Source organism: Williamsia sp. (genome assembly GCF_016462415.1).
Classification (GTDB): domain Bacteria; phylum Actinomycetota; class Actinomycetes; order Mycobacteriales; family Mycobacteriaceae; genus Williamsia_A.
This window is the reverse complement of record NZ_JAEMTF010000019.1, coordinates 1-25,843: the sequence shown is the minus strand read 5'-3', so window position 1 is coordinate 25,843 and position 25,843 is coordinate 1. Positions and strand designations below refer to the sequence as shown.

The window sequence follows — 25,843 nt, the reverse complement described above, 5'->3', positions numbered from 1 at the left end:
CGCGGGTCTACAGCGGCAGCGCGGTCAGTTTCGGACCGTCGGCGCCGCCGGCCCGACGGAACGTCTCCACCCCGAACGCCATGGTGAGTATGTCGGTGGGCATCTGCAGGAACGGCCCGAAGTCGCCGATCTGGGACGCGTGGGCGACCATCGCCGCCCGCTTGGTCTCGATCAGGTCGCCGACGTCGACCATGACGGAGATCTCCGACTCGGGGACTCCGAACGTCTCGATGTCGAGGCCGGAGTCCTCGCTGGCCCACTGCGGGTTGGCGGTGATCAGGGTCCGCATGAGGTCGCGGTTGGCGACGCTCTCGAAAACGTGTGCCGTACCGGCGATCTCGGTCGCACGCAGCCCCACGTGATGGACCTTGATGTGATCGGGGTGTCCGTAGCCCCCGTTGCTGTCGTAGATGGTGACGACGTCGGCGTGCTCCTCGATCAGGATGTCGGCAAGTCGCTGCGCGGCGTCCTCCACCGGCACGTTGGTGAAAGCGTCAGGCTTGTCGTTGTCCGGGGTTCCCGCCATCCCGGAGTCGGGGTAGTCGAGCATCACCAGTCGGTGTACGCCGAGGATCTCCGCCGAGTTCGACAGCTCCATCCGGCGACGTGACAGCAGCGACTCCCCCTCGGCGAGCAGATCGTCCGGGAACTCGCCGACCGCGCCGTCGGTGGCGGTCACCAACACCACGCGATGACCGGCGTCCGCGGCCCGGCGCATCGTGCCGCCGGTGCTGAACACCTCGTCGTCGGGATGGGCGTGAAAACACACGAGAACACTCACTGATTGCCTGCCGCTCGAAGTCCGGGCCCCGTCGGGCGAGATCTGAAGTCTAATGCCGCCACGACGTCAGACGCCCGCCGCGGTGACCTCGGCGCGGGCCGCCGCGGTCGCGCGGCAGTGCAGCACGAACACCACCACCCCACCCAGCGCCGAGATGACGGCCGTGACGACGGCCGCGACGTTCCAGCCGGAGACCAGATCCTCCGCCGCGCTCCCCGGGCCGGGTCGGGCCGCGATCACGGCGACGATGGTGACCCCGACGGCCGAGCCGAGGTACCGCGCGGTGTTGTTCGCGCCGCTGCCCATGCCGCCGCGTCCGGCGGGCACACTGGCCACGGCCTCGCGGCCGAGGTTCGCGTTGACCAGGCCTGTCGCGATGCCGGCGAACAGGAGACCGGGCAGGAAGCGGACCCATCCGGAGGTCTCGTCGATCCCGGTCAGGGCCGCGAGCCCGGCGGCGACTCCGATGAGGCCGACGGCGAGTTGAACACGACCGGAGACGCTCGCCGGGATCCGACGCGCGAGCAGTGCGGTGACGACCGACGTCCCCGACCACGCGAACAGCAGCAGCGCCGAGCCGATGGCGGAGATCCCCAGCGCGGCACCCAGGAACCCCGCCATGTACGACATCAGCGCGATCGCGCCGGCACCGATCGCGACCGCGGCCAGGGTGGCCGCACCGAATGCGGGCGAGCGCAACAGCGACAGATCGAGCATCGATGTCGCACTGCGGTGCTCGATGACCACGAAGGCCACGAGCAGCACTGCCGACGCCACGAACAGCCCGATGACCACCGGCTGCGTCCACCCCTGCCTGCCCTCGACCAGACCGGCGAGCAGCGTTGCGATGCCTCCGGCGAACAGCAGCGCCCCGGGGAGGTCGAGGCCGCGCGGATGCTCGGTGCGCGACTCCGGCACGAGTCGTTCGGCGGCGACGGCCAGCAGGATCGACGCCCCCGCGAGCGCCCAGTACGCGTCGTGCCAGCTGTCGGCCTTCTCGAGCAACGCCGACAGCAGCGGGCCGATCGCGATACCCGCACCGACGCTGGCCCCCCAGACGCCACTGGCCGCGGCTCGCTGCGGACCCGGCGGGAACGTGTGGGCGATGATCCCGAGGCTCGACGCGATGACCGCGGCGCCGCCCACGCCCACCAGCACGCGGGTGAGGACAAACACGAGAACGTCCGGGACCAGCACGCCGACAACCGATCCCGCGGCGATCACCAGCAGACCGATGGACAGTGTGCGACGGCGACCGAAGTCGTCGGAGATCGTGCCCGCCGACAACAGAGCCGCGGCGAGACCGATGCTCATCGAGCTGAGGATCCAGGTGCGGCCGGAGACGTCCGCGTCGAGAGCGGTCGCGGTGACGTTCAGGGTCGACAGCGGTGCGGTGAACGCGACGAGTACGAGCAGGGTGCCCAGCGCCGACACGGTCAGCGTCGCGCGCGCGGACTCGACGGGTACGGCGTCGGTGTGCGTCGTCACGACTGTGCCCCGATCGCGAACAGGACCTTGCCGGTGCGGTCGCGGCGTGCGGCGTGCGCCAGGGCCGTGTCGAACTCGGTGAGCGCGTAGGTCGCGTCGATCGTCGCGTGCAGTGTCCCGTCGGCAACCAATGCGGCCAGCTCGCGGTAGTGCTGCGCCACCGTCTCCGGCGGCAACGAGTCCTGCCAGTGTTTGAGCCAGAACCCGCGGACGACGAGGCCGCGGAAGATCAGATCGGGAATGTCGATACTGACGGGCTGACCGCCGCGCGAGGTGTAGCTGATGATGGTGCCACCCACCGACATCCGCGACGCGAGGGCGGTCGTCGTGGGGCCGCCCACCCCGTCGATGAGCAGATCGATGGTGTCGCGGCCGAGGGCCTGCTTCACCTCTGCCGCGATGTCGGGCCCGTCGACGAGCACGACGTCGGCGCCGGAATCACGCAGTGACGCCGCTGATTCCGGGCGGCGCACGATGTCGACGAGGCGGAACCCGGCGCGCCGCGCCAGCGCACGGACGTAGCCGGCGGTGGCCGAACTCGCCCCGGTCTGCGCCACCCAGGCACCGGGGGTCAGATCGGTGAACCCGTGCAGCATGCCCCACGCGGTCATCGGGTTGATACCCAGCATGGCCAGCTGCGCCGGGTCGCCGTCGACCGCGATGGCGGTGGTCGCGTCGATCACCGTCTGTTCGCGCCACGTGGTGTCGGTCAGCGTGGGCAGGACGAGGACCTGCTCGCCGATCCGTCCGGCGTCCACTCCGGCGCCGACCGCCACGATGCGCCCCACTCCCTCCGCGCCGAGGATCGTCGGGAGACTCGGGCGATAGCCGTAGTGTCCGGCGATGAGCAGCAGGTCCGACGGGTTGATCGGCGCGACGTCCACGGCCACCGCCACCTGTCCGTCACCCGGTTCGGTGGCGGGGACGTCGATGAGCTCGATGTTCGCCGACGTGGCGGCACCGTAGGTGGTCAGTTGCAACGCTTTCATGGCGCGGCTCCTCGTCGCGAGCAAGCGCGATGACGACCGTCATCGCTGTGGTCACGCTAGCAGACGATGACGACTGTCATAATTCGTGGCTAGACTTCGGACATGTCCACCACCGACACCCCCGAACCACCCCGCGCGCGCATGGTCCGCAGCGCCGCGCGGATGATCCGCGAACGCGGGGTCACCGGGGTCGGCCTGCGGCAGATCGCCGCCGACGCCGACGGTCCGCGCGGGTCACTGCAGCGGTACTTCCCGGGCGGCAAGACGCAGGTGTTGCTCGAGGCGATCGACCTCGCGGTGGACGACTTCGCGACCGGCACCCGTTTCGCGTCCGCCGAGGCGCAGACCCTGCCCGACGCCGTCCGGATGATCGTCTCGTCGTGGCGAGAGGTGTTGGTCGACAGCAACTTCACCGTCGGCTGCCCGATCGCGTCGTTCGTGGTGGACGTGTCCGCGGTCGACCCGCTGCGCGAGCGGGCCGATGAGCGGTTCACGAACTGGCGCAAGGCGATCGCGGCGATCTACCGACGGTTCGGTTACGACCGCGCGGCCGCGTGGGACGAGGCGGTCCTGGTCATCTCGGCTCTGGAGGGGGCGGCGCTGGTCGCCCGCGCCGCGCGCGACATCGAGGCGATCGATGTGGTCGAGAAACTCCTCGTCGATCGCTTGACCTCAAGCGCTTGAGGTCTGCTGTCATGGGGACATGACAATCTTGACCATCGGTGATGTGTCGCGGCAGAGCGGGCTCAGCGAGCCGACCCTGCGGTACTACGAGGAGGTCGGGCTCATCGGCCCGATCGCACGCGATGTCGGCAGCGGACACCGTCGCTACGACGAGCACGACCTCGACGACGCCCAGATCCTCGCGTGTCTGCGGGGCATGGGCGTCGGTATCGAGGACATGCGCACCTACCAGGCGAACCGCGCGTTGGGTCATGCTGCCGCCGGCGAGCAGCGCGATCTGCTCCTGCGGCACGCGACCCGCGTCGAGCAGGAGATCGAGACGCTTCGGGTCCACCTCGACTATCTGCAGTTCAAGGCCGCGCTGTGGGACGCGCGCGACCGCGGGGACTCCGCCGACGAAGCCGAGGCCGCCCTACGCGTCACCGCGATCGTCCCGAAGCTGCAGGAGGTGATCCGATGAGCACGGTCCTGGTGACCGGGGCCTCGGGATACCTGGGCACCCGACTGATCGCCGACCTCCTCCGCTCCGGCGTGCAGGTGCGCGGGACCCTGCGCTCACGTGCCGCCGGCGCCGACGTGCGTGCGGCCGTGCGTCGAGGCGGGGCCGACGATGCGGGGCTCGAACTCGTCGTCGCGAGCCTCACGCACGACGACGGTTGGGCAGCGGCCGCCGACGGTGTCGACGGCGTCTATCACGTTGCCTCGCCGATGATCCAGACGTCCGACGTCGACGAGGCCGTCGTCCCCGCACGGGACGGCACCGTGCGAGTACTGCGCGCAGCGCGCGATGCCGCGGTGCCCCGCGTGGTGCTGACGTCGTCGTTCGCGGCGGTCGGTTACTCCCCCAAGCCGGTCCGCGACTACGACGAATCCGATTGGACCGACCCCACGACACCCGGACTCCCGGCCTACCCGTTGTCGAAGGCGGTGGCCGAACGCGCGGCCTGGGAGTTCATCGAGACCGAGGGCGCCGGAACCGAACTCGTGGTGATCAACCCGACGTGGATCGCAGGTCCCACGCTGACCACGGCGGCGCGATCGTCGCTGCAGCTGTTCGTCGCGATGCTCGACGGCACGATGCCGTCCGTCCCGAAGCAGTTGTTCGGCATCGCCGATGTGCGCGATGTGTCCGAGCTCCACATCGCCGCGATGTCGACACCCGAGGCGGCGGGACGGCGCTACCTCGCACTCGCCGATGGACCGACCCAGAGCTTCCTGGGTGTCGCCGGCGTTCTGCGTGACCGACTGGGCGCGCTCGGCGCGCGGGTCCCGACCGAGGAGATGCCGGGCGACGATCCCACGCCGTTGGTCATCCACAACGACAGAGCCAAGCGCGAACTCGGGTTCCGACCGCGGACGGCGGAGACGACCATCGTGGAGACGGCCGAGAGTCTGCGCGACCTCGGGATGGTGTCGTAGCCGGACTGACGGCGACCGCGAGTCGTCAGTTCGAGACGGGATCGAGGGTGATGCTCACCGACATGCGGCCCTTGGGGTCGTGCACGGTCACGGCGTGGCCGGGGCGTGCGACACCGGCGATCTCGACCGTCACCCGGCCCCCGTCGCCGTCGAAGTTGCGCCACCAGTTCTTCTTGTCCGGCATCATCACCGCCACGGCGAGCGAGTCCCCGTCGCGCTTGTAGGAGACCGGCAGGCTGAACGTCTTGCCGGACTTGCGGCCGGTGTAGGTGATCAGCGCCGTCGACTTGCCCAGCACCTTCTCGAGCACCGGCGCCTTCATCAGCGTCACGAAGAACTTGTTCCACACCGCTGCGGATTTCTGGAAGGTGTTCATGAGCCGTGCCTCCGGTTCGTGTTCCGTTCGGGCATTGCTGGGGCCGCCTGCGAGGGTAGAGCGCGCGACACTGCCACCACAAGAGAGCAGAGGGGCTGTTCACCACTTCGACGTGCGATCAGCCGGACTCACGCACCACGAGCTCCGGGGGCAGGAGTTCGGACTCCGGCGCCCCACCGCCGATCACGTCGATGAGCAGCTCGACACCGCGCCGCCCCATCTCATGCATCGGTGACCGGACCGTCGTGAGCGGGATGGTGATCTCCGCTGCCAAGGGGGTGTCGTTGTACCCGATGAGCGCGACATCCTCCGGAACCCGCAGACCACGATCACGCAGGACACCCAGCGCGCCGATGGCTGCGAAGTCGTTCGTCGCGAAGATGGCGTCCACGAACGGCTCTCGGTCCAGGAGCTGCTCTGCACCCAACCGGCCACCGGCGGCGTCGAACGGCCCTTGCACGATGCGATGCGCGGGCACGTGCAGTCCGGCGTCCTCGAAGGCGTCCACCGCACCGCGGGTGCGCTCCACTCCGGTCGACGCGAACGGTAGTCCCGCCAAGACACCGAGTCGGGAGCGACCGCAGGCCACGAGATGCTGTCCGACGAGCCGTCCACCCGCGAGGTCGTCACAGGTCGCGGACACGTGCTCGCCTGCCCGTCGGGAGACCAGCACCAGCGGAACACCTCTTGCGGCAACCGAATCGAGGAACATCCCGTCGAGGTGGGCATCGCCGAAGATCATTCCCTCGACGCGACGCTCCAACATCATCTCGGTACGCGCCGCCTGATTGGCGGGATCGTCGAGGGAGTTGGTGACGAACGTCGACAGTCCGTGTTCGATCGCGGCTTCCTCGATACCTTCGTACACCGTGGCGAGGACGAAGTCCTGCAGTCGTGGGACGAGCACCCCGACCAGCCCGGAGCGCGCTGTGCGGAGACTCGCGGCGTGCGGATTGCGTCGATAACCACGGTCGCGAGCAACCTCGCGGATGCGGGTGACGGTGTCGCGGCCCGCCCAGCGGAGTGCGTCGTCATCGTTGGTCGTCAGCACACGGGACACGGTGGACACCCCCACACCGACCTCGGCGGCGATCATCCGCAGGGTCACCGGCGCCGCCGGACGATCGACCATGTCGGTCCTCCTCGTCCGGTGCTGCGCTGCCGTTGCAAAGCAAGCCTATCGACACGTAACACGACGCCACGCCGCTGACCCGCAAAGTTTACACAATCGATTGGCCCAAACGATTGCCACAAACGTTTGTGTGGTGTTCACTCAGTTGTGTCGGACACCACACGGATGGCCGATTCGCCGAGCCCGACGCACGTCAGACCGTCAGCAGAAACGGAAATCCCGATGCCGAACGTAGTAGTCCTCGCCACCGGAGGGACCATCGCTTCTCGCCGTGGTCCCGGTGGTGCGGTCGTCGCCACCGATGACCCGTCCGCGCTGATCCGCGACGTTCGTCCGGACGTGTCCGTCGAGGCGCACGAGGTCGTGCGCACCGGGTCATACCGACTGGACTTCGCAGACTTCCGGGCCATCGCGGACGCGGCCCACAAGCACCTTGCACGCCCCGATGTCGACGGCATCGTGATCACGCACGGAACCGACACGCTCGAGGAAACGGCCGTGTTGCTCGATCTGATCCACAGCGATGCACGACCGGTTGTGCTCACCGGCGCGCAGCGGGCCGCCGACGTCCCCGACACCGACGGGCCCCGAAACCTTTCCGATGCCATCGCCGTCGCCGCAAACCCGTCGGCAGCTCATCACGGAGTCCTCATCGCGTTCGCGGGCACGGTGCTGGCGGCGCGGGGAACCCGCAAGTCGCACACCACGGCGTCAGCCGGATTCACCAATCCCGCAGGCACCGTGGGAACGGTCATCGACGGCCACGTCGACATCCACGCCACGACCATCCGCCCGAAGGCCCTGGAGCCGGTCACCGAGGACTTCGACACCACCCGCGTCGACATCGTCTCGGTCTACCCCGGCGGCGACGACGTCCTACTGCGCGCGGCAGTCCGGGCCGGGGCCCGCGGCGTCATCGTGGTGGGCACCGGCATCGGCAACGCTCCGCGCGGCATCGCCGAGGCCATCAGAGAACTCTCCGACGACGGAGTCGTTGTCGGGTTGGCCACCAGGGTTGCCGCGGGACCCGTGCAGGCGGTCTACGGCGACGGTGGCGGCACCGACCTGGTGGCGGCGGGCGCGGTTCCGTTGCAACTGCCGCCATCGCAATCCCGGATGCTTCTCGCACTCCTGTTGTCGGCGGGTCACTCGCCCCACGACGTCCGCGAACTCCTGATCCATCACACCTGAGCACACGCTCTACATCTGCAGTACCGGAAGGACTCTCATCATGGCAAAAGAAATCTTCGTGGCGTTCGGCATCGACGTCGACGCCGTCGGCGGGTGGCTCGGATCCTACGGCGGTGAGGATTCCCCGGGTGACATCTCGCGCGGGATCTTTGCAGGCGAGGTGGGGGTGCCGCGCATCAACTCGATGCTCGAGCGCTACGACCTCCCGTCGACCTGGTTCTGGCCGGGTCACTCGGTCGAGACATTTCCCGAGCAGTTCCAACAGATCGTCGCCGCGGGACACGAGATCGGTGTCCACGGGTACAGCCACGAGAACCCGATCGCGATGAGCCGTCAGCAGGAGTCCGACATCCTCGACCACTGCATCGACCTCATCACCCGCGAATCCGGTTCCCGGCCAACCGGATACGTCGCGCCGTGGTGGGAGTTCAGCAAGGTCACCAACGAACTTCTCATCGAGCGCGGCATCAAGTACGACCACTCGCTGATGCACCGGGACTTCGAACCGTATTACGTCCGCGTAGGTGACCAGTGGACGCCGATCGACTATCAGCAGCCCGCCGCGACCTGGATGAAGCCGCTCGTCCGGGGCCAGGAGACCGACCTGATCGAGATCCCGGCCAGCTGGTACCTCGACGACCTGCCTCCGATGATGTTCATCAAAGGCAGCCCGAACAGCCACGGCTTCGTCAACCCGCGACACATCGAGGAGATGTGGCGCGACCAGTTCGACTGGGTCTACCGCGAGAGCGACTACGCCGTGTTCACCTTCACCATCCACCCCGACGTCTCCGGGCGTCCCCAGGTGCTGCTGATGCTCGAGCGGTTGATCGAGCACATCAACTCCCATGAGGGGGTGACCTGGACGACCTTCGACGCCATCGCGACCGATTTCGCCCAGCGGCGCCCCCGGACCACCTGACACGCCCCACCGCCGACCCTCACACCGGGTCGGGGCACCGATGCGACCCGAGGCCCCGACCCGATCCTCCGCTCACCCCACACCTGTCACGGCATCGAGTCACGGAAGGACTCCATTATGACCGCACAACCCATCGACACCCCGCCGCTCCGGCGGGTGTCCGTCCGCGAGACCCGACGGGCAACCGGCATCGCGTTCTTCGCGTGGACGATCGCCGTCTACGACTTCATCCTGTTCGGCACACTGCTGCCCCGCATCCAGGAGTCCTTCGGCTGGAGTACGAGCCACGCGTTGCTGGTGTCGACCCTGGTCAGCGTCGGGACGGCATTCGTCGTGCTGGCCGTCGGCCCGATCGTCGACCGATTGGGACGGCGCAAGGGGATGATCATCTCCGTCGGTGGCACGGCCGCGTCGTCGGCGGCGACCGCCGCGACCATCGGGGCCGGATCACTGATCGGCGTGCGGTCGATCAGCGGCCTCGGGTTGGCAGAACAGTCGGTCAACGCCACCTACCTCAACGAGCTCTACGAGGTCACCGAGGACGAGAAGATCCGCCGCAACAAGGGCTTCGTCTACTCGATGGTGCAGACCGGCTGGCCGATCGGCGCCCTCCTCGCGGCCGGCTTCGTCGGTGTCGTGACAGCGATCTTCGGTGCCGACGCTTGGCGTCTGGCGTTCCTCCTCGCCACCGTGCCCGCCATCATCGTCGCGCTGCTCTGCCGAAAGCTGCGGGAGAGCCCACAGTTCGAGCTCCAGCAGAAGCTGCGGTCGATGCGCAAGAACGGTGAGACGGTCCGCGCAGGCGAACTGGCCGCCTCGCACGGCGCCAGTGAGAACACCTCGGCGCCGTTCAAGCGGATCTTCCAGGGCCCGCACCTGCGCAACACCGTCGTGCTGTCGGTCGCATGGCTGTTCAACTGGTTCGCGATCCAGACGTTCTCCGTCCTGGGGACCACCGTGCTCGAGGAGGGCAAAGGTATCGACGCCTCCAGCACCTTGCTTCTCGTCGTCGTGTCCAACCTCGTTGCCGCATTGGGATACCTGGCCCACGGATGGGCCGGCGACCGCTTCGGTCGACGCAACACGATCGTCGTGGGGTGGCTGCTGTCGGGCGTGTTCTTCGCAGCGATGCTCCTCGGCCCCAGTGGCGAGGTCTACGTGGTGTTGACCTACATGATGGGTCTGTTCTTCCTCCTCGGTCCGTATGCCGCGATCCTGTTCTTCCAGGCCGAGTGCTTCAGCACCGACTGCCGCGCCACCGGCAGCTCGTTCATCGGCGCCATGAGCCAGCCGGGCGCGATCATCGGCGGCTTCATCCTCACCGGACTCACCGCGGCGTCGGTGTCGTACTCCGCTGCGGCCCTGTGGGTCGGCGCGTTCGGCGCCGTGGTGTCGGCCATCGTGGTCCTGTTCGCCAAGCGGATCGCGTCCGTCGACGACGACGTCGAGGTCGACACCCTGAGTCCGACCGGGGTCACCGCATGAGCGAGCGCGTCGCCGTCATCACAGGTGCGGCATCGGGCATCGGTGCGGCCACCGCCGTCCAGCTCGCACGCGGTGGTCACCGGGTCGCGATCGGAACGTACTCGGGCGACCCGCATGATCCGCACGACACCCTCGCCGCGGTGGAAGCCGCCGGCGGCGAGGGAGCGGTGATCGAGGTCGACGTCCGCAGCACGGAGTCGGTGAACGCGTTCGTCGCCGAGGCGGTGGACCTCTGGGGACGAGTCGACTGTGCCGTGGCCAACGCCGGGATACTGCGCGCGGCGTCGTTTCCGTCGATGACCGACGACCAATGGGACGACGTCCTGCAGGTCGACCTCCATGGCGTGATGCGCACGGCCAGAGCGGCCGCACCTCATCTCCGCGACGGGGGGTCGGTCATCGCGATCTCCTCGATCGCCGGCGGTGTCTACGGGTGGGCCGAGCACTCCCACTACGCGACGGCCAAAGCCGGTGTCATCGGCCTGGTGCGGAGCCTCGCTGTGGAACTCGGCCCGCAAGGGGTGCGCGCGAACGCCATCATCCCCGGGCTGATCGAGACGCCCCAGTCGCTCGACCCGGTCAACTCACTCGGTCCCGACGGGCTCGACGCAGCCGGCGGGTACATCCCGGCCGGCCGCGTCGGCCGCCCGGACGAGATCGCCGCCGTTGCCGAGTTCCTCGCCGGGCCGGGGGCGTCGTACATCAACGGACAGGCGATCGTGGTCGACGGCGCGCTCACCGTCGCCATGCGGGACTGAAGGAGCATCATGGCAATCCCCAGAACCGACCTGCTCGCCGGTCGAACGGCTCTGATCACCGGCGCCGCGAGCGGAATAGGACGGGCTGTGGCCCAGCACTTCCTCGCCGCCGGTGCGCAGGTCACCCTCGCCGACCGCGACGGTTCGGTCCGCGACGTGGCCGACGAACTCGGCGCCGCCGGCGGATTGATGGTCGACGCGACCGATGAGGACAGGGTCGGCGCAACCGTCGTCGAGGCGGAGCAGATCCTGGGTCGGATCGACGTACTGGTGACCTCGCATGGGATCCTCACGCAATCGCCGATGCAGGACATGCCGCTGCGCCAATGGGACGAGACGATCGCGGTCGACCTGACCAGCGTCTTCCTTCTTGCGCGGGCTGTGCTGCCCGGGATGCTCGCCAGGTCCGACGGTCGCATCATCAACGTTGCTTCCCAGCTGGGTATCAAGGGTGGCGCGTCGTTGGCGCACTACGCGGCAGCGAAGGCCGGGGTGATCGCGATGACGAAGTCCCTCGCGCTCGAGGTGTCGGCCCGCGGTGTCCTCGTGAACGCCATCGCGCCGGGGCCCATCGAGACACCGATGGTCGACGGGATCGACGAGGACTGGAAGCGGGCCAAGCGGGCGGAGCTGCCACTGGGCCGCTTCGGTACGGCCGATGAGGTGGCACCGACCGCGGTGCTGTTGGCGTCGAACCCGGGCGGAAACCTGTTCGTGGGCCAGGTGCTGGGACCCAACTCGGGCGACGTGATGCCCTGATGTGCGGCGGATGCGGTGCGGCACCGCACGATCCGGTCGGCGGGCTCGTCTCGGGTCCGCTGCGGCGGTCGGCGATTGCCCGCGCCGCATCCGCCGTCACGCCGACGCTGGTGGTGAAACCGGTGACGGGCGGATGGACGGTGAGCACACGCACCGGACGGAGCAGCGTGTGTCGCACCCTGGGCCAACTGGTCGATGCGATGCTGCCCACCGACGCCCATCGTCGTGCCGAACTCACGCGCGCGCTGCTCGACGTAGCCGAGAACGCGGTCATCGATTCCGGGAATCACATCGTCTGAGATGTTCCGGGCATTGCTGGAGCCGCCTGCGAGAATCGAACTCGCGACCTTTTCATTACGAGTGAAGCGCTCTACCGACTGAGCTAAGGCGGCGTGCCGCCCGAAGGCAGCGTCAGCCAGTCTATCGACCGGGCCGGTCCCGCCACAAACCGCCGTCCCGGCGCCCGGAAATGTGCGGTTCCGGCGACCGCGACCTGGGCTTTCGGTCACCGGAACCACACATTTCCGGACGTGCGGGGGTCAGTGGCGCAGGGCGGTGGACACCTTGGCGACCATGGCGTCGACCGCGAAACGGGGTTTGACGTTGAAGTCGAGCACCTCGCGGCACTCCAGGACCGCCTCGACGCACTGCAGCAGTTCCTCGGGCCGTGCGTAGCCGGCCATCTTCACCGTCTGATCGGCCATGTCAGGGTGCATCGAGGCCACCGGGGAGGCGTACGACGCGACCAGCGCGTCCCGGAACAACGCCGCCAGATCGACCAGGGCGCGGTCGAGGACGTCGCGCTTGAGCCGGGTCGTTCGCGACTTCTGTTGCTGTTCGAGGGCTTTGAGCACCCCGGCCGAACCACGCATCGCACCGCCCGAGCCCTTGCCGGTACCGCCGGCTCCGAGCGCGGTGCGCATCTCCTCGGTCTCGGCCTCGTCGAGCGGCGTGGCGATCGCCTTGGCGACCGTCTCGGCCGACCGGACGAGGTCCTCGGCGGAGGCGTACGCGGTGGTCTCCCGGGTGGCCGCGCGGGCCAGCCCGAGCGCGCGCGTGCGTTGGTCGCGCGCGTCGGCGTCGGTGGCCAGCCGCCGGGCTCGTCCGACGTGTCCGCCGCACACCGACGCCGCCCAGCGGGCCATCTCCGCCTCGATCCCGTCCGCGATCAACACCTCGGCGATCGAGGCCACCGACGGCATCGTCAGCGGCACATGCCGGCATCGCGACTTCAACGTCACCGAGATGTCCTCGGGATCGATGGACGGCGCGCACAGCAGGATCACCGTCCGCGGTGGGGGCTCCTCCACGACCTTGAGCAGCGCGTTGGCTGCCCCCTCGCTGAGTCGGTCGGCGTCCTCGATGACCACGATCTGCCACCGACCGGTGCTGGGGCGGCGAGACGCGATCTGCACCGTGTCGCGGATGAGCTTCACGCCGATGCTCAGCCCCTCGGGCACGATGCGGCGCACATCGCCGTGCGTACCCGCCATCACCGTCGTGCAGGCGTGACAGTGACCGCATCCGACCTCACCCGGTGTCTCGCACTGCAGCGCCGCGGCAAAGCACTGCGCGGCCACCGAGCGTCCGCTGCCGGGTGGCCCGGTGAAAAGCCATGCGTGCGTCATCGAATTGCGGGGGGCGATCACGTCGTCGTCGCCGAGCAGCGACATCGCGCCGGTGGCGGCCTCGTGCAGGCGCGTCGCAGCGGCGGTCGCCGAGCGCGCGGCACCGACGAGCTCGTCCACCACCGCCTGCTGACCGACCAGCCGATCGAATACCGACGTCACGATGAGAAGGGTAGCCGGGCGGCCAGACAGCCGAAGACCATCAGACCGGGAACAGCATGTGACGACGGCAAAGGGACCGCTACCGTATGAGCGTGGTCCAGCGGCAGACGAGATACCAGCGGGTGATGCACCTGTTGCGATGGCTCGCGCACACGCCATGGCCCATCCTCGCCCTGGACCTGCTCCGGGCGAACGTCATCGGCGCACTGTTCACCTTCGCGTTCCTGCGCTTCGGGATGCCATACGAGTACACGGTCAAGCTCGACGAGATCAGCACGGCCAATCAGGCCGTGTTCATCGCCTACCTGGGTCTCGCCATGGTCGTCGGCGCCTTCATCAGCATCTGGCTCACGTTGCCCGTCCTCATCTGGCACCGACGACGCAGCCGCCTCGACAACGAGCTGGCCCGCAACCGCGCGCTGAGGCTGCCCGTCCTGCTGACCGGGGTCAACCTCGTCCTCTGGGCCGTGGGTGGAGTGGTGTTCGCCCTGCTCAACCTGTCTGCGTCGGGGACGACGGCCCTGATCGTCTACGTCGCCTCGGTCATCGGCGGCTTCGTCTCGTGCGCGCTCGGCTACATGCAGTCCGAGAAGGTGCTGCGTCCGATCACGGTGTCGGCGATGGCCAACGACCCGACCACCGCGGTCGCCCCCAGCGTGACCATGCGGATCACCCTGTTCTGGTGCATCAGCGTGGTGGTGCCGCTGATCGCGATGGTGGCGCTGGTCCTCGGCCAGCAGAACGGCATCGTCAACACCGACGCCGAGGGCCTGCAGCGACCCCTGCTGTGGCTGGCCGTGGCGGCCCTTGCGTTCGGACTCATCGGTCTGGTGCGTCTCGTGAGCGCCATCGCCGACCCCATCACCCAGTTGCGCCGCGCCCAGCACCAGGTCCGCAACGGCAACTACAACACCTCGGTCCGTATCTACGACGGCAGCGACCTCGGCCTGCTGCAGGCCGGGTTCAACGAGATGGTCGGCGACCTGCGCGAACGTGAACAGCTCCGCAACCTGTTCGGCCGCTACGTCGGCGAGGACGTCGCCCGCCGCGCCATCGAGACCGGCACCGAGCTCGGCGGCGAGGAGCGCTACGTCGGCGTGCTCTTCGTCGACATCGTCGGGTCGACGCGGCTGGCCGTGAACCGACCCCCACGCGAGGTCGTCGACCTGCTCAACGAGTTCTTCCGGGTCGTCGTCGAGATCGTCGGGCGCCATGGCGGTTTCGTCAACAAGTTCCAGGGTGACGCCGCCCTGGCCATCTTCGGCGCACCGCTCGACCTCGACGACTTCGCCGGGCACACCCTCGCCGCGGCCCGTGAGATGCGGATCGAGCTCGACGCCGCTCTCGGTGAGACCGACGTCGGAATCGGCGTGTCGGCGGGCAAGGCCATCGCCGGACACATCGGAACCCAGCAGCGCCTGGAGTACACGGTGATCGGCGACCCGGTCAACGAGGCCGCGCGCCTGACCGAGATGGCCAAGGACGAACCCACCCGCGTTCTCGGATCCGCCCGCGCGGTCTACCTCGCCTCCGACGAGGAGGCCGAGTGCTGGGACATCGGTGAGGGCGTCGAACTGCGCGGCCGCGGCATCGAGACCCGGCTGGCCCGACCGAAGTTCGCGTTGGTCGTCGACGAGGACGCCATCGAACCCGATCCGGCCGACGGTGTCCCGAAGGGCCCGGTCGGTGCGTCGCACACCGGCGCCGGGGACGACGCGGACGCCGATGACGACGACGAGGAGCGCTCGGCGGTCTAGCCGCCGACCCCGCGCTACTCGGTCGTCTTCTTGGCCGGGGCCTTCTTCGCCGCGGTCTTCTTCGCCGTCGTCTTCTTGGCCGGGGCCTTCGTGGCGACGGCCTTCTTCGCGGTCGTCTTCTTCGCCGCGGTCTTCTTGGCGGGCGACTTCTTGGCCGGGGCCTTCTTCGCCTTCTTCTTCACCGGGCCGCGTGCACGGCGATCGGCGAGCAGTTCCATGGCCCGCTCGTCGGTGATCGAGGCGACATCGTCGTCCTTGCGCAGGCTGGCGTTCGTCTCGCCGTCGGTCACGTACGGGCCGAAGCGACCGTCCTTGATGACCATCGGCTGCTCGCTGACCGAGTCCTTGCCCAGCTCCCGCAGCGGCGGTGCCGCGGCCGCGCGACCACGACGCTTGGGCTCGGAGTAGATCTTGAGCGCCTCCTCGAGCGTGATGCCGAAGATCTGATCCTCGGCGCTCAGCGACCGGGAATCGGTGCCCTTCTTCAGATACGGGCCGTAGCGACCGTTCTGCGCGGTGATCTCCTCGCCGCTCTCCGGGTCGGCGCCGACGACGCGCGGCAGCGACAGCAACATCAGCGCGTCCTCGAGCGTGATCGAGCTGATCTCCATCGACTTGAACAGCGACCCGGTGCGCGGCTTGGGGCCGGCCTTCTTCGCAGCGACCTTCTTCGTCGCCTTCTTGGCGGCGGTCTTGGTGGTGGCACCGGCCTTGGTGGCCACCGCGGTCCCACCGGTGCCCGACGACGCGGCTGCCCCATCACCGTCGAGAGGTGTCGGACCGGGTGGAACCGTCAGTGCCGGTACCGATCCCCCGCCCTCGCCGTCGGAGTCGCCCGTGGGCTCGTCGTCTTCTGGATCCGGGAGGATCTCGGTGACGTAGGGGCCGAAGCGGCCCTCCTTCGCCACGATCTCGTGCCCGGAGACCGGGTCCACACCGAGGGTGCGGCCCTCCTGCGGTGTGGCGAACAGGTGCTCGGCGACCTCGAGGGTGAGCTCGTCCGGTGTCATGTCGTCGGGCAGGTTCGCGCGCTGCGACTCCGGCTCGGCATCGGGTGCGGCGACGTTGCGCTCGAGGTACGGGCCGAACCGGCCGACACGCACGTAGACCGGACGGCCCTGCGCGTCGTCGAACAGCTTGATCGAATTGACCGACCGGGCGTCGATCTCCTCGAGGTTCACTCCGACGAGCTTCTTGAGCCCGCCGTGCGCGGCGATGTCGTTGCCCTGAGGACCGGTGTCATCGCCGTCGGGGAGCGGGGTGGCACCGTCGGCGCCGTCGCCGAAGTAGAAGCGCGACAGCCAGTGGGTCCGGTTCTCCTGACCCGAGGCGATCTGGTCGAGATCGTCCTCCAGCGATGCCGTGAAGTCGTAGTCGACGAGGCTGCCGAAGTAGGCCTCGAGCAGGCCGACCACGGCGAACGCGACCCACGAGGGGACCAGCGCGCTGCCCTTCTTGTGGACGTAACCGCGGTCCTGGATGGTGCCGATGATCGACGCGTACGTCGACGGACGCCCGATCCCCAACTCCTCCAGGATCTTCACCAGCGAGGCCTCGGTGAAGCGAGCGGGCGGGTTGGTGGTGTGACCGGCCGCGTCGAGATCGGCGGCGGTCAGACGCTGACCCTCCACCAGGGTGGGCAGCCGGACCTCGTCGTTGTCGGCCTGACCACCGGCCTGCTCGTCGACGGTCTCGACGTAGGCCGACAGGAAGCCGGGGAACGTGATGGTGCGACCCGAGGCGGCGAACGTGCACACCTCACCGGTGCGCGCAGCGCCCGAGATCCGCAGGCTCATCGTGGTGCCGCGGGCGTCGGCCATCTGCGAGGCGACGGTGCGCTGCCAGATCAGCTCGTAGAGACGGAACTCGTCGGACTGCAGCGCGGACGCGACCTGACCGGGGGTGCGGAAGCTCTCGCCGGCCGGGCGGATGGCCTCGTGGGCCTCCTGCGCGTTCTTGACCTTGCGGGTGTACTGCCGCGGTGTCGGGTGCACGAAGTCGGCGCCGTAGAGGTCACGGGCCTGGTTGCGGGCCGCGGTGATGGCCGACTCCGACAGCGTCGTGGAGTCGGTACGCATGTAGGTGATGTAGCCGTTCTCGTACAGCCGCTGCGCGATGCGCATCGTCCGGTCCGAGGTGAAGCGCAGCTTGCGGCCGGCCTCCTGCTGCAGCGTCGACGTCATGAACGGCGCGTAGGGCCGACGGGTGTACGGCTTCTCCTCGACCGACGCGACGGTGAGGTCCGCGCCCCGCAGGCCGGTGGCCAGAGCCGTGGCCCTGGCCTCGTCGAGCACGACGATGCCGTCGGACTTCTTCATCGAGCCGGTGGCGTCGAAGTCGCGGCCCGAGGCGACCCGGTCGGAGTCGACGTTGACGAGCTTGGCCTTGAAGCGGCGCGGGGTGACGTCCTCGCCGGCGTCGAGGGTGGCCTCGATGTCCCAGTAGGACGCGGACACGAACGCCATGCGCTCGCGTTCGCGCTCGACGATGATGCGGGTGGCCACCGACTGCACGCGGCCCGCCGACAACTTCGGCATGACCTTCTTCCACAGGACCGGCGAGACCTCGTAGCCGTACAGGCGGTCGAGGATGCGGCGGGTCTCCTGGGCGTCGACCAGGTCGACGTCGAGATCGCGGGGGCTGGCGGCGGCGGCCTGGATGGCCGACTGGGTGATCTCGTGGAACACCATGCGCTTGACGGGCACGGTCGGACGCAACGTCTCGAGGAGATGCCACGCGATGGCCTCACCCTCGCGGTCACCGTCCGTCGCGAGGTAGAGCTCGTCGACGCCCTTGAGCAGCGACTTGAGCTCGGTGACGGTGGACTTCTTGTCCGGGGAGACGACGTAGAGGGGTTCGAAGTTCTCGTCGACGTTGACGCCGAGTCGGGCCCAGGCCTGTCCCTTGTACTTGGCGGGGACATCGGCAGCGCCGCGCGGGAGGTCACGGATGTGGCCGCGCGAGGACTCCACGACATAGTTCGACCCCAGATAACCGGCGATCTTGCGAGCCTTGGTCGGTGACTCGACGATCACCAGCCGGCGCACGTTCTCGCCCGATGTGGGGGACGCAGTGTCGCTATCAGCCACTGTCTGTGCCTGCACCTTTCCTCGGCCCCATATATAAGGCCTCTGTGTCGACCGTAGCTGCTGCCACGTTCGCAGTACTCCGGCCTGTTCTACCCCATATAACAGCCTCTTGGCATAACGCTGCGTGACCGACGGGCCTCGGCGACCGCGCGGCGCGGGATCCGAGGCCTCCGCGACGCCAGGTGAAACCGCAGCTCAGGGGGACGATCGGGCTAGTCGGGCACGGACTGCATCACAGTGTCGGCCAGAGTGCGACCGCATCGAGGTCGTCGGGCGGTGCGCCGATGTTCTCGACCAACCGCGACATCCGCCGTCGCCCCGCGATCCGAAGCGCGGGGTTGCTGCCGCGGGTGCCCACCAGGGTGGGGGCGATGCCCGCACGCATGAGCGCGGTGGCCAGCGGCGAGTGGGTTTCGGGAGCGTGGGGGTCGAGGCCGAGGAGGTAGCGGTCCTCGTCCGGCCGGCCGGCCGCGATCGTCCACAGGCGCATCGCACGGTTCGACGGGACCCAGTCGGCGGGCATGGTCTTGATCGCGCCTTTGAGCCAGGTCCGGTTCAGGGTGTCGAGGAGCTTGGAGGTCTCGGTACGCGCCATCGCCGATCCCTCATCCGACGTCGCGAGGTGGGCGCGGACGCCGCACCGATCGATCTCCCGGACGAGTGCTTCGGCACGCCACTGGGCATCGACGACGATGGAGACGCGGCTACCCGCAGGCGAGATCATCGACTGTCCATGGGCCGCAAAGAGTCCCGACAGATCCTCGAGTGAGGGCTCGTCGGTCTCCGCGGAGAAAAAGGACAATTGGCCCACGGTGGCAGCTTACTCCGGGCACAGACAGCGCCCCCGGCTATCCGCTGCTGCGGGGCCGGGGGCGCTGTTGTACGAACGTGTGGAAGAGCAGATCAGACGGCGCGGACGCCGGTGGCCTGCGGGCCCTTCGTGCCCTGTCCCACCTCGAACTCCACCCGCTGGTTCTCTTCCAGAGTGCGGAAACCGGATCCCTGGATCTCGGAGTAGTGGACAAACACGTCGTCCGGTCCATCATCGGGCGCGATGAAGCCGAAGCCCTTTTCCGCGTTGAACCACTTCACAGTTCCCTGTGCCATCAGCTTGAATCCTTTACATACTCACCGGAAACGACACGGTGTGTCACCGCGCCGGGCCCGTTCCGACCGCCATACCGACTGGCGACGTTTGCGGACCAGCCGCGCACTAACCTTCAGTACCACGCTCGCAACACGGTTTCGGAGGGACAATCGACGAACGAGAACTCCCCGAAAGCTGCGACCAACGACAGTCAATCATGTTCGCGATCCTTCCGATAGTCGAGAAGTCAAACTGAACAAAACACCCGTCAGATTTCAACGAACCGACACGAAGCGGTAACAGATTCACCAGATCAAGGACCGACGATGATGCCCGAACAGTCCTACGGCGAGCAGCTGTTGGCGCGCTCGCTCGCAGGTGTCGAGCCGTCGTTGTCACCTGTCACATATCGGACCGTGATCGATTCTCAGACAGCACAGTTCGGCGAATGGCCGGACTGGGCACCGCCCGGTGTCGTCGACGCCTTCGGCGAGGCCGGGGTGCGCCGGCCGTGGACCCATCAGGTCGCCGCGGCGCAGGAGGCGCACGCCGGTCGACACGTCGTCCTCGCGACCGGCACGGCGTCGGGCAAGTCCCTCGCCTACCAGTTGCCGATCCTCAGCGAGCTCACCGCCGACAACCACGCAACCGCGCTGTACCTCTCTCCCACAAAAGCATTGGGCGCAGATCAGATCCGGTCGTTGGTGTCGCTGCTCGCCGGTCGGCGCGAGTTCTCCCACATCGCGCCCTGCGCATACGACGGCGACACCGAGCCGGAGGTCCGCCAGTGGGCGCGCGAACACTCGCGGTGGATCTTCACCAACCCCGACATGCTGCACCTCGGCATCCTCAGTTCACCGGCCCGCTGGCGGCACTTCTTCCGCCACCTGCGTTACCTCGTCATCGACGAATGCCACCACTACCGCGGTGTTTTCGGCTCACACACCGCACTGGTGGTCCAGCGGGCGCTGCGCGTGGCCCGGGCCGGCGGGGCCGACCCGACCGTCATCGCCGCCAGCGCCACCGCCGGCGAACCCGGCCTGGCGCTCGAGCGTCTCATCGGTCGGCCGTGCACCGCCATCACCGCCGACGGATCCCCGCACGGTGAGCGCACCGTCGCCCTGTGGGAGCCGGGTTTCACGCCCGGTGTCACCGGCGAGCAGGGAGCGCCGGTGCGTCGCGCCGCGGGCACCGAGGCCGCGCGCATCATGGCCGACCTCGTCATCGAGGGCGCACGGACGCTGTGTTTCGTGCGCAGCCGGGTCGGCGCCGAGGTCGCCGCCCGCTCGACCCGACAGATCCTGGCCGCGGTGGACCCCGAGCTCGTCGACCGGGTCGCCGCCTATCGCGCCGGATACCTCGCCGACGACCGGCGGAAGCTCGAGGCGGCCCTGTCCGATGGCGAGTTGCTCGGCGTGGCGACGACCAACGCCCTCGAGCTGGGTGTCGACATCGCCGGGCTCGACGCGGTCATCGTCGCCGGGTACCCGGGCACCGTCGCCTCGTTCTGGCAGCAGGCGGGCCGGGCCGGACGACGCGGCGCGGGGTCTCTGGTGGTGATGATCGCGCGCGACGACCCCCTCGACACCTATCTGGTGCACCATCCCGAGGCGCTGTTGTCGCGGCCGGTCGAGGTCAGCGTCACCGACCCCACGAACCCGTACGTCCTCGGACCGCACCTGCTCTGCGCGGCGGCCGAGTTGCCGCTGACCGAGGCCGACGTCGAGGCCTTCGACGCCCAGGCGCTCGTCGACGACCTGACCACCCAGGGACTGCTGCGTCGCCGGCTCGCCGGCTGGTACGTCGCCGCCGGCCTGGACCCGCACGGCGACATCGACATCCGCGGCGGCATCGGCGGCCAGGTGATGATCGTCGACGCGACCACCTCACAGCTTCTCGGCACCGTCGACACCGGGCGGGCCATGTCGACGGTGCACGCGGGCGCAGTCCACCTGCACCAGGGGCGCTCGTACGTCGTCGACGAACTGGACCTCGACAACGGACTGGCCCTGACACATCCGGAGGATCCCGACTGGACGACGTCGGCGCGGCAGTCGACCGCGATGGACATCACCGCGACCACCGACGAACGGCGCCACGGCGCACTGACGGTCGCGCTGGTCGATGTGGACGTCACCCACCAGGTCGTCGGATACCTGCGGACGCTGCTGTCCGGGGAGGTCCTCGATGTGGTCGAGTTGGACATGCCCGCACAGACATTGAGCACGCGGTCGGTGATGTACACCATCACCCCGGAAGCGCTCGAGGCCGTCGGGGTGTCGGTGAGCCGGTTCCCCGGAGCGCTGCACGCGGCCGAACACGCGGCCATCGGCCTGTTGCCGCTGATCGCGACGTGCGACCGGTGGGACATCGGCGGCCTGTCGACCAACCTGCATCCCGACACCGGACTCCCGACGGTGTTCGTCTATGACGGCTACCCCGGCGGCGCAGGCTTCGCCGCCCGCGGGTTCGCCGCCTTCGAGACGTGGATCCGTGCGACCCGCGACGCGGTCACCGAATGCCGATGCGAGACCGGCTGCCCATCGTGTGTGCAATCGCCCAAGTGCGGCAACGGAAACGAGCCGTTGGACAAGCCCGGTGCGATCGCCGTGCTCGACCTCGTCCTGCGCGAGCTCGGCTGAAGCCGAGAGTTCATCGAATCGTCTCCTCAGCGCCTTGTGCCGTACACTGAGGCCTACACGCATTGGCTGAAACCCCGGGTTCTGCGTCACCTGGGAAGGATCGCCATCACATCGTCACCGCCGTCTCGCGAGCTCTATCTCGTCCCACCGAATTCGCCGGTCGCACAGCGTAAGCGCGACACCGGACATCCCATGACACCGCGCCTGCGGGACCGCACCGACATCGTCGAGTTCCACGGTCGCCACGCGCTGCGCAACACCACCACCACACCACGCCAGGCCATGGTCGCCGACCTGCTGTTCGTCCGGGACGCGCTCGACACCGCCGGCATCGGCTACCTGCTGGTCCGCGGAAACGATCTGCGGCCCGTTCTCGCCGTCGACTGGCACCTGCGTACCGAACTGCGGGCTGCGCTCGTCTCCGCGTGTGAACGGGAACCGTTCTACGTCAAGGCGATGGACATCAAGAAGAACCGCCCGACCCTGGTCGCCGACGGCAAACTCTCCGAGGACGATGACGCGCGGGTGCTGCGGCTCTACCGTCCACGCTACGAACCCGCCAGCGGACTGCACTTCGGCGCATCGACCGCGGTGCAGATCGAACTGTGGTCGATGTCGGAGGAGGTGATGGTGCTGCCGGTCGAGAACTCGTTGACCCGCAACACCATCCGCGCCGACGAGGTGGTGCGCGGCACCGTCGAGCGGTTCGGTGTGACCTGGCCGACGATCGAGAACATGTTCGACGACCACGCCTCCGACATCTCTTTCGACATCGACATCGTCTTCTCCTGGGTCGACGGCTCGTCGGCGGAGTTCCAGGCCCAGCGGGCCAAGCGCATGAAGAACTACGTGGTCGGATCCGGCGACGACTCGGCCGCACGGTTTCGCCAGATCGACGAACTCAAGTACGCGTTGCGTTCGGTGCACATGTACGCACCGTGGATCCGTCGCATCTTCGTCGCGACCGACTCCCCCCGCCCGGCGTGGCTGGCCGACGACCCCCGGGTCACGTTCGTCCCCAGCGAGGAGTTCTTCGCAGACACCTCGGTGCTGCCCACCCACAACTCGCAGGCCGTCGAGTCGCAACTGCACCGGATCCCGGGCCTCTCCGAGCACTTCCTGTACTCCAACGACGACATGTTCTTCGCCCGACCGGTACAGCCGGACATGTTCTTCTCCCCGGGCGGGGTCAGCATGTTCATCGAGGGTCCCGTCCGCATCGGGCTCGGCGTGAACGACAACGAACGCAGCGGGTTCGAGAACGCCGCACGGGTCAACCGACGAGTTCTCAAGCAACGCTTCGGATCGGTGACGACCCGACACCTCGAGCACGTCGCGACGCCTCTGCGCAAGAGCGTGATGTCGGAGATGGAGGTCGAGTTCGGGGAGGAGTTCACCGCCACCGCCGCCAGCGCGTTCCGCGCCAGCGAGAACATCTCGGTCACCAACTCGCTGTACCACTACTACGCCCTGCGCACGGGGCAGGCCGTGGTCCAGCGCGGTGCCAAGGTCCGCTACATCGACACCACGTCGACCGCAGGACTGCGATCGATGGACAAGTTGCTGCCCAAGCGGGCCGTGGACTTCTTCTGCCTCAACGACGGCAGCTTCCCCGAGGTCGACCTCGAGGTCCGTACCGATCGGGTCACACGGTTCCTCGACCGGTACTTCCCGATCGCCGCGGAGTGGGAGACACCGGCTGCGGTGTCCCCGACGACGCGCTAGGTCGAACGGCTCCCGGCCCGCGAGCTGTCGCGGATCGTGACGCCGTGCGCGTCGAGCCGACGCGCGGCCTCGTCGGCGTCGACACCCTCGCCCACGGTCGGGTGACCGCGCATGGGGACCACCGAGCAGACCACTGTCTCGTCGTAGACATAGACGAGGTTGTGCGCCTGCGCCCCGTCACGTCCCCGGACGGCGCCGGCAGACACCGCGAGGTCCTGGGTGTAGCTGGTCGCGGAGACCACCGACACGGGGATGCCTGCGAACGTGGCCGTCGTCGAGTAGTGCAGGTGACCCGAGAGGATCTGCCGGATGTCGCTGCCGCGCACCACGTCCGCGAGCTTGTGCTGATCGACGAGCTCGACCAACGTCGACAGGTCCAGCACCGCAGGGATCGGCGGGTGGTGCATCACCAGGATGCTGCCGTACTCCGCCGGGGTCGCGAGGACGTCGGCCAGCCACGCCAGCTGCGCGTCGGTCACCTCACCGTGGTGGTAGCCGGGGACGGTGGTGTCGAGACTGATGATCCGCAGTCCGTCGATGTCGTGCAGTTCGTCGACCGGCGCGCTCGACGGCGCTTCGTCGAGCAGGTGCGCCCGGAACTGCGCCCGGTCGTCGTGGTTGCCCATGGACCAGATGACCATCGCGCCCAGTTCGGCGGCCAGCGGCTCGACCAGCGCCCGCAGGTTGTCGTACGCCGACGCCTCGCCCCGGTCGGTGAGGTCGCCGCTGAACACCAGTGCGTCCGGCCGAACCTTCGACGCCTGCACGTCGGCGAGGATCTCGCGCAATCGCTGTCCGCTGTCGACGTCGCCGTAGAGGATGCCCTCGGCCACGAGGTGGGTGTCGCTGAGGTGGAGGATGCAGAAATCGGGCCGCGCGTACTCGGCCAGTCGGGCCTTCATCTGCTCTCGCTTCCGCCGACCGCTCGTGGGGCCGTTGCGTCGGGCGTGTGCGAAACCCGGGGCCGGGCGTCCGTCGTGTTCACCCTAGACAACATCGACGGTGCCGCCGTTCGGCGCGGTGCCGGGCGGTGACGCCCGGCCCGGGGTCTCACTCGGCGGGACCGGCGCGCGCCACGGCACGTGCGGTGCGGACGCCGAACGGCCCGAGGTCGACATCCGTGGTCGCCACGATGACGACGTCCTCGCCGTCGGTACGGCATCGGGCGATCGTGACCGGGGACGTGGCGGCAAGCGTTCGTGCGGCGCCGCAGGGATCGTCGAGCGCCAGCATCGCCCGTTGAGCAGCGGCGAGTGCGGCGAGGTCGGCCACGGACTGGGCCCGGTGGCGGGCCACGACCGCCGACCCGACGAACACGACCGCGACCACCAGGCTGACGAGCCCGACGATCACCCACGCACCGAACACGGTCGCCACACCTCGATCGTCGGACATCACCCGTCGGCATCGCCGGGCCGGCGTTCTCGCGAACGTCACGGGTCGGCCGGCGCCATCGGCTCCAGGGCCGCCACGGCGGTCGCGCCGAGGTCGACGCCCGGGAGGAGCGCGAGTTCTGCGCGCACGGTCACGACCACGCGATCGGCATCGGACCTGATGCTGATGTCGGCGCCGCCCGGGGCGACCGAACGGCCCACCGTCATCGCGCGCACCGAATCACCCTGCGCGGCCACGCGCGCTGTCTCCCGTGCGGCGTCGACGCAGCGGACATGCGCACTGACGCCCAGTACCGCGCCGATCCCCAGGACCAGGACAGAGACGATCGCCGCGATGGCAAAGGCCGCCTCGACCGACACCATGCCGCTCTCGTC

Annotated in this window: 24 protein-coding genes and 1 tRNA gene; 12 read left to right on the top strand and 13 right to left on the bottom strand. The window is 68.6% G+C overall.

Features of this window, described 5'->3' with window-relative positions; genetic code table 11:
• Nucleotides 1–7: 7 nt before the first annotated feature.
• From JHC79_RS07275 to JHC79_RS07265, 3 genes are all read right to left on the bottom strand, one after another.
• On the bottom strand, nucleotides 8–781 hold the full coding sequence (locus JHC79_RS07275) for a PIG-L family deacetylase (RefSeq protein ID WP_296389486.1): 774 nt from the start codon (nucleotides 779–781) through the stop codon (nucleotides 8–10).
• Nucleotides 782–847: 66 nt separating this feature from the next.
• Nucleotides 848–2,269 carry an MFS transporter gene (locus JHC79_RS07270; RefSeq protein ID WP_296389485.1) on the bottom strand — a complete coding sequence of 474 codons (1,422 nt, stop codon included), beginning with the start codon at nucleotides 2,267–2,269 and terminating at the stop codon, nucleotides 848–850.
• A complete protein-coding gene (locus tag JHC79_RS07265) occupies nucleotides 2,266–3,258 on the bottom strand; it encodes a zinc-dependent alcohol dehydrogenase family protein (protein ID WP_296389484.1) in 993 nt (330 codons plus the stop codon). The genes JHC79_RS07270 and JHC79_RS07265 overlap by 4 nt, the downstream gene beginning before the upstream one ends.
• A 102-nt stretch (nucleotides 3,259–3,360) precedes the next feature.
• Here JHC79_RS07265 and JHC79_RS07260 point away from each other — a divergent pair, with 102 nt between their 5' ends.
• From JHC79_RS07260 to JHC79_RS07250, 3 genes are read left to right on the top strand one after another with little or no spacing between them, the layout of a single operon-like run.
• Nucleotides 3,361–3,942: a TetR/AcrR family transcriptional regulator gene (locus JHC79_RS07260; protein ID WP_296389483.1), complete on the top strand. Its 582-nt coding sequence runs from the start codon at nucleotides 3,361–3,363 to the stop codon at nucleotides 3,940–3,942.
• Between the two features lie 19 nt (nucleotides 3,943–3,961).
• Nucleotides 3,962–4,402, top strand: a complete 441-nt coding sequence (locus tag JHC79_RS07255; RefSeq protein WP_296389482.1) for a MerR family transcriptional regulator — start codon at nucleotides 3,962–3,964, stop codon at nucleotides 4,400–4,402.
• Nucleotides 4,399–5,361 carry an NAD-dependent epimerase/dehydratase family protein gene (locus JHC79_RS07250; RefSeq protein WP_296389481.1) on the top strand — a complete coding sequence of 321 codons (963 nt, stop codon included), beginning with the start codon at nucleotides 4,399–4,401 and terminating at the stop codon, nucleotides 5,359–5,361. The genes JHC79_RS07255 and JHC79_RS07250 overlap by 4 nt, the downstream gene beginning before the upstream one ends.
• Nucleotides 5,362–5,386: 25 nt before the next feature.
• On the opposite strand, the gene JHC79_RS07245 is transcribed toward JHC79_RS07250, so the two are convergent.
• On the bottom strand, nucleotides 5,387–5,737 hold the full coding sequence (locus tag JHC79_RS07245) for a nitroreductase/quinone reductase family protein (RefSeq protein WP_296389480.1): 351 nt from the start codon (nucleotides 5,735–5,737) through the stop codon (nucleotides 5,387–5,389).
• Nucleotides 5,738–5,855: 118 nt separating this feature from the next.
• The gene (locus JHC79_RS07240) at nucleotides 5,856–6,869 is read right to left on the bottom strand and encodes a substrate-binding domain-containing protein (protein WP_296389479.1); all 1,014 of its coding nucleotides are present in this window, start codon (nucleotides 6,867–6,869) and stop codon (nucleotides 5,856–5,858) included.
• Between the two features lie 222 nt (nucleotides 6,870–7,091).
• Here JHC79_RS07240 and JHC79_RS07235 point away from each other — a divergent pair, with 222 nt between their 5' ends.
• The 6 genes from JHC79_RS07235 to JHC79_RS07210 all read left to right on the top strand — a co-directional run bounded on the left by JHC79_RS07235 (nucleotide 7,092) and on the right by JHC79_RS07210 (nucleotide 12,283).
• Nucleotides 7,092–8,060, top strand: coding sequence for an asparaginase (locus tag JHC79_RS07235; RefSeq protein ID WP_296389478.1), 969 nt, complete (start codon nucleotides 7,092–7,094; stop codon nucleotides 8,058–8,060).
• 40 nt (nucleotides 8,061–8,100) lie between these two features.
• Nucleotides 8,101–8,982, top strand: coding sequence for a polysaccharide deacetylase (locus tag JHC79_RS07230; protein WP_296389477.1), 882 nt, complete (start codon nucleotides 8,101–8,103; stop codon nucleotides 8,980–8,982).
• 117 nt (nucleotides 8,983–9,099) lie between these two features.
• Nucleotides 9,100–10,467, top strand: a complete 1,368-nt coding sequence (locus tag JHC79_RS07225) for an MFS transporter (protein ID WP_296389476.1) — start codon at nucleotides 9,100–9,102, stop codon at nucleotides 10,465–10,467.
• Nucleotides 10,464–11,225 carry an SDR family oxidoreductase gene (locus JHC79_RS07220; RefSeq protein WP_296389475.1) on the top strand — a complete coding sequence of 254 codons (762 nt, stop codon included), beginning with the start codon at nucleotides 10,464–10,466 and terminating at the stop codon, nucleotides 11,223–11,225. The genes JHC79_RS07225 and JHC79_RS07220 overlap by 4 nt, the downstream gene beginning before the upstream one ends.
• Nucleotides 11,226–11,234: 9 nt before the next feature.
• The gene (locus JHC79_RS07215) at nucleotides 11,235–11,984 is read left to right on the top strand and encodes an SDR family NAD(P)-dependent oxidoreductase (RefSeq protein WP_296389474.1); all 750 of its coding nucleotides are present in this window, start codon (nucleotides 11,235–11,237) and stop codon (nucleotides 11,982–11,984) included.
• A 140-nt stretch (nucleotides 11,985–12,124) separates the two neighbouring features.
• Nucleotides 12,125–12,283, top strand: a complete 159-nt coding sequence (locus JHC79_RS07210) for a hypothetical protein (protein ID WP_296389473.1) — start codon at nucleotides 12,125–12,127, stop codon at nucleotides 12,281–12,283.
• Between the two features lie 17 nt (nucleotides 12,284–12,300).
• Here JHC79_RS07210 and JHC79_RS07205 read toward each other — a convergent pair.
• Nucleotides 12,301–12,376, bottom strand: a tRNA-Thr gene (locus JHC79_RS07205).
• A 147-nt stretch (nucleotides 12,377–12,523) separates the two neighbouring features.
• Nucleotides 12,524–13,774, bottom strand: a complete 1,251-nt coding sequence (locus tag JHC79_RS07200; RefSeq protein ID WP_296389472.1) for a DNA polymerase III subunit delta' — start codon at nucleotides 13,772–13,774, stop codon at nucleotides 12,524–12,526.
• 86 nt (nucleotides 13,775–13,860) lie between these two features.
• Between JHC79_RS07200 and JHC79_RS07195 the strand changes: the two genes are divergently transcribed.
• The gene (locus JHC79_RS07195; RefSeq protein WP_296389471.1) at nucleotides 13,861–15,531 is read left to right on the top strand and encodes an adenylate/guanylate cyclase domain-containing protein; all 1,671 of its coding nucleotides are present in this window, start codon (nucleotides 13,861–13,863) and stop codon (nucleotides 15,529–15,531) included.
• 14 nt (nucleotides 15,532–15,545) lie between these two features.
• Here JHC79_RS07195 and topA read toward each other — a convergent pair whose 3' ends face one another.
• The 3 genes from topA to JHC79_RS07180 form a co-directional block, all read right to left on the bottom strand.
• On the bottom strand, nucleotides 15,546–18,620 hold the full coding sequence (topA, locus tag JHC79_RS07190; protein WP_296389470.1) for a type I DNA topoisomerase: 3,075 nt from the start codon (nucleotides 18,618–18,620) through the stop codon (nucleotides 15,546–15,548).
• A gap of 232 nt (nucleotides 18,621–18,852) precedes the next feature.
• Entirely contained in the window at nucleotides 18,853–19,431 is a 579-nt protein-coding gene (locus JHC79_RS07185) for a hypothetical protein (RefSeq protein ID WP_296389469.1), read from the bottom strand.
• Nucleotides 19,432–19,523: 92 nt separating this feature from the next.
• Nucleotides 19,524–19,727 (bottom strand): cold-shock protein, encoded by a 204-nt coding sequence (locus JHC79_RS07180; protein WP_045821523.1) that lies wholly within the window; start codon nucleotides 19,725–19,727, stop codon nucleotides 19,524–19,526.
• 309 nt (nucleotides 19,728–20,036) lie between these two features.
• On the opposite strand from JHC79_RS07180, the gene JHC79_RS07175 reads away from it, so the two are divergent.
• Together JHC79_RS07175 and JHC79_RS07170 are read left to right on the top strand one after the other, a co-directional pair.
• Complete coding sequence (locus JHC79_RS07175) at nucleotides 20,037–22,349, top strand: DEAD/DEAH box helicase (protein WP_296389515.1); 2,313 nt, start codon at nucleotides 20,037–20,039, stop codon at nucleotides 22,347–22,349.
• Between the two features lie 192 nt (nucleotides 22,350–22,541).
• On the top strand, nucleotides 22,542–24,074 hold the full coding sequence (locus tag JHC79_RS07170; RefSeq protein WP_296389468.1) for a stealth family protein: 1,533 nt from the start codon (nucleotides 22,542–22,544) through the stop codon (nucleotides 24,072–24,074).
• On the opposite strand, the gene JHC79_RS07165 is transcribed toward JHC79_RS07170, so the two are convergent.
• From JHC79_RS07165 to JHC79_RS07155, 3 genes are all read right to left on the bottom strand, one after another.
• The gene (locus JHC79_RS07165) at nucleotides 24,071–24,976 is read right to left on the bottom strand and encodes a phosphodiesterase (protein ID WP_296389467.1); all 906 of its coding nucleotides are present in this window, start codon (nucleotides 24,974–24,976) and stop codon (nucleotides 24,071–24,073) included. The genes JHC79_RS07170 and JHC79_RS07165 overlap by 4 nt on opposite strands.
• Nucleotides 24,977–25,124: 148 nt before the next feature.
• The gene (locus JHC79_RS07160; RefSeq protein ID WP_366782419.1) at nucleotides 25,125–25,451 is read right to left on the bottom strand and encodes an Rv3654c family TadE-like protein; all 327 of its coding nucleotides are present in this window, start codon (nucleotides 25,449–25,451) and stop codon (nucleotides 25,125–25,127) included.
• Between the two features lie 56 nt (nucleotides 25,452–25,507).
• The coding region (locus JHC79_RS07155; RefSeq protein ID WP_296389465.1) for a TadE family type IV pilus minor pilin at nucleotides 25,508–25,843 on the bottom strand (336 nt) is incomplete at its 5' end.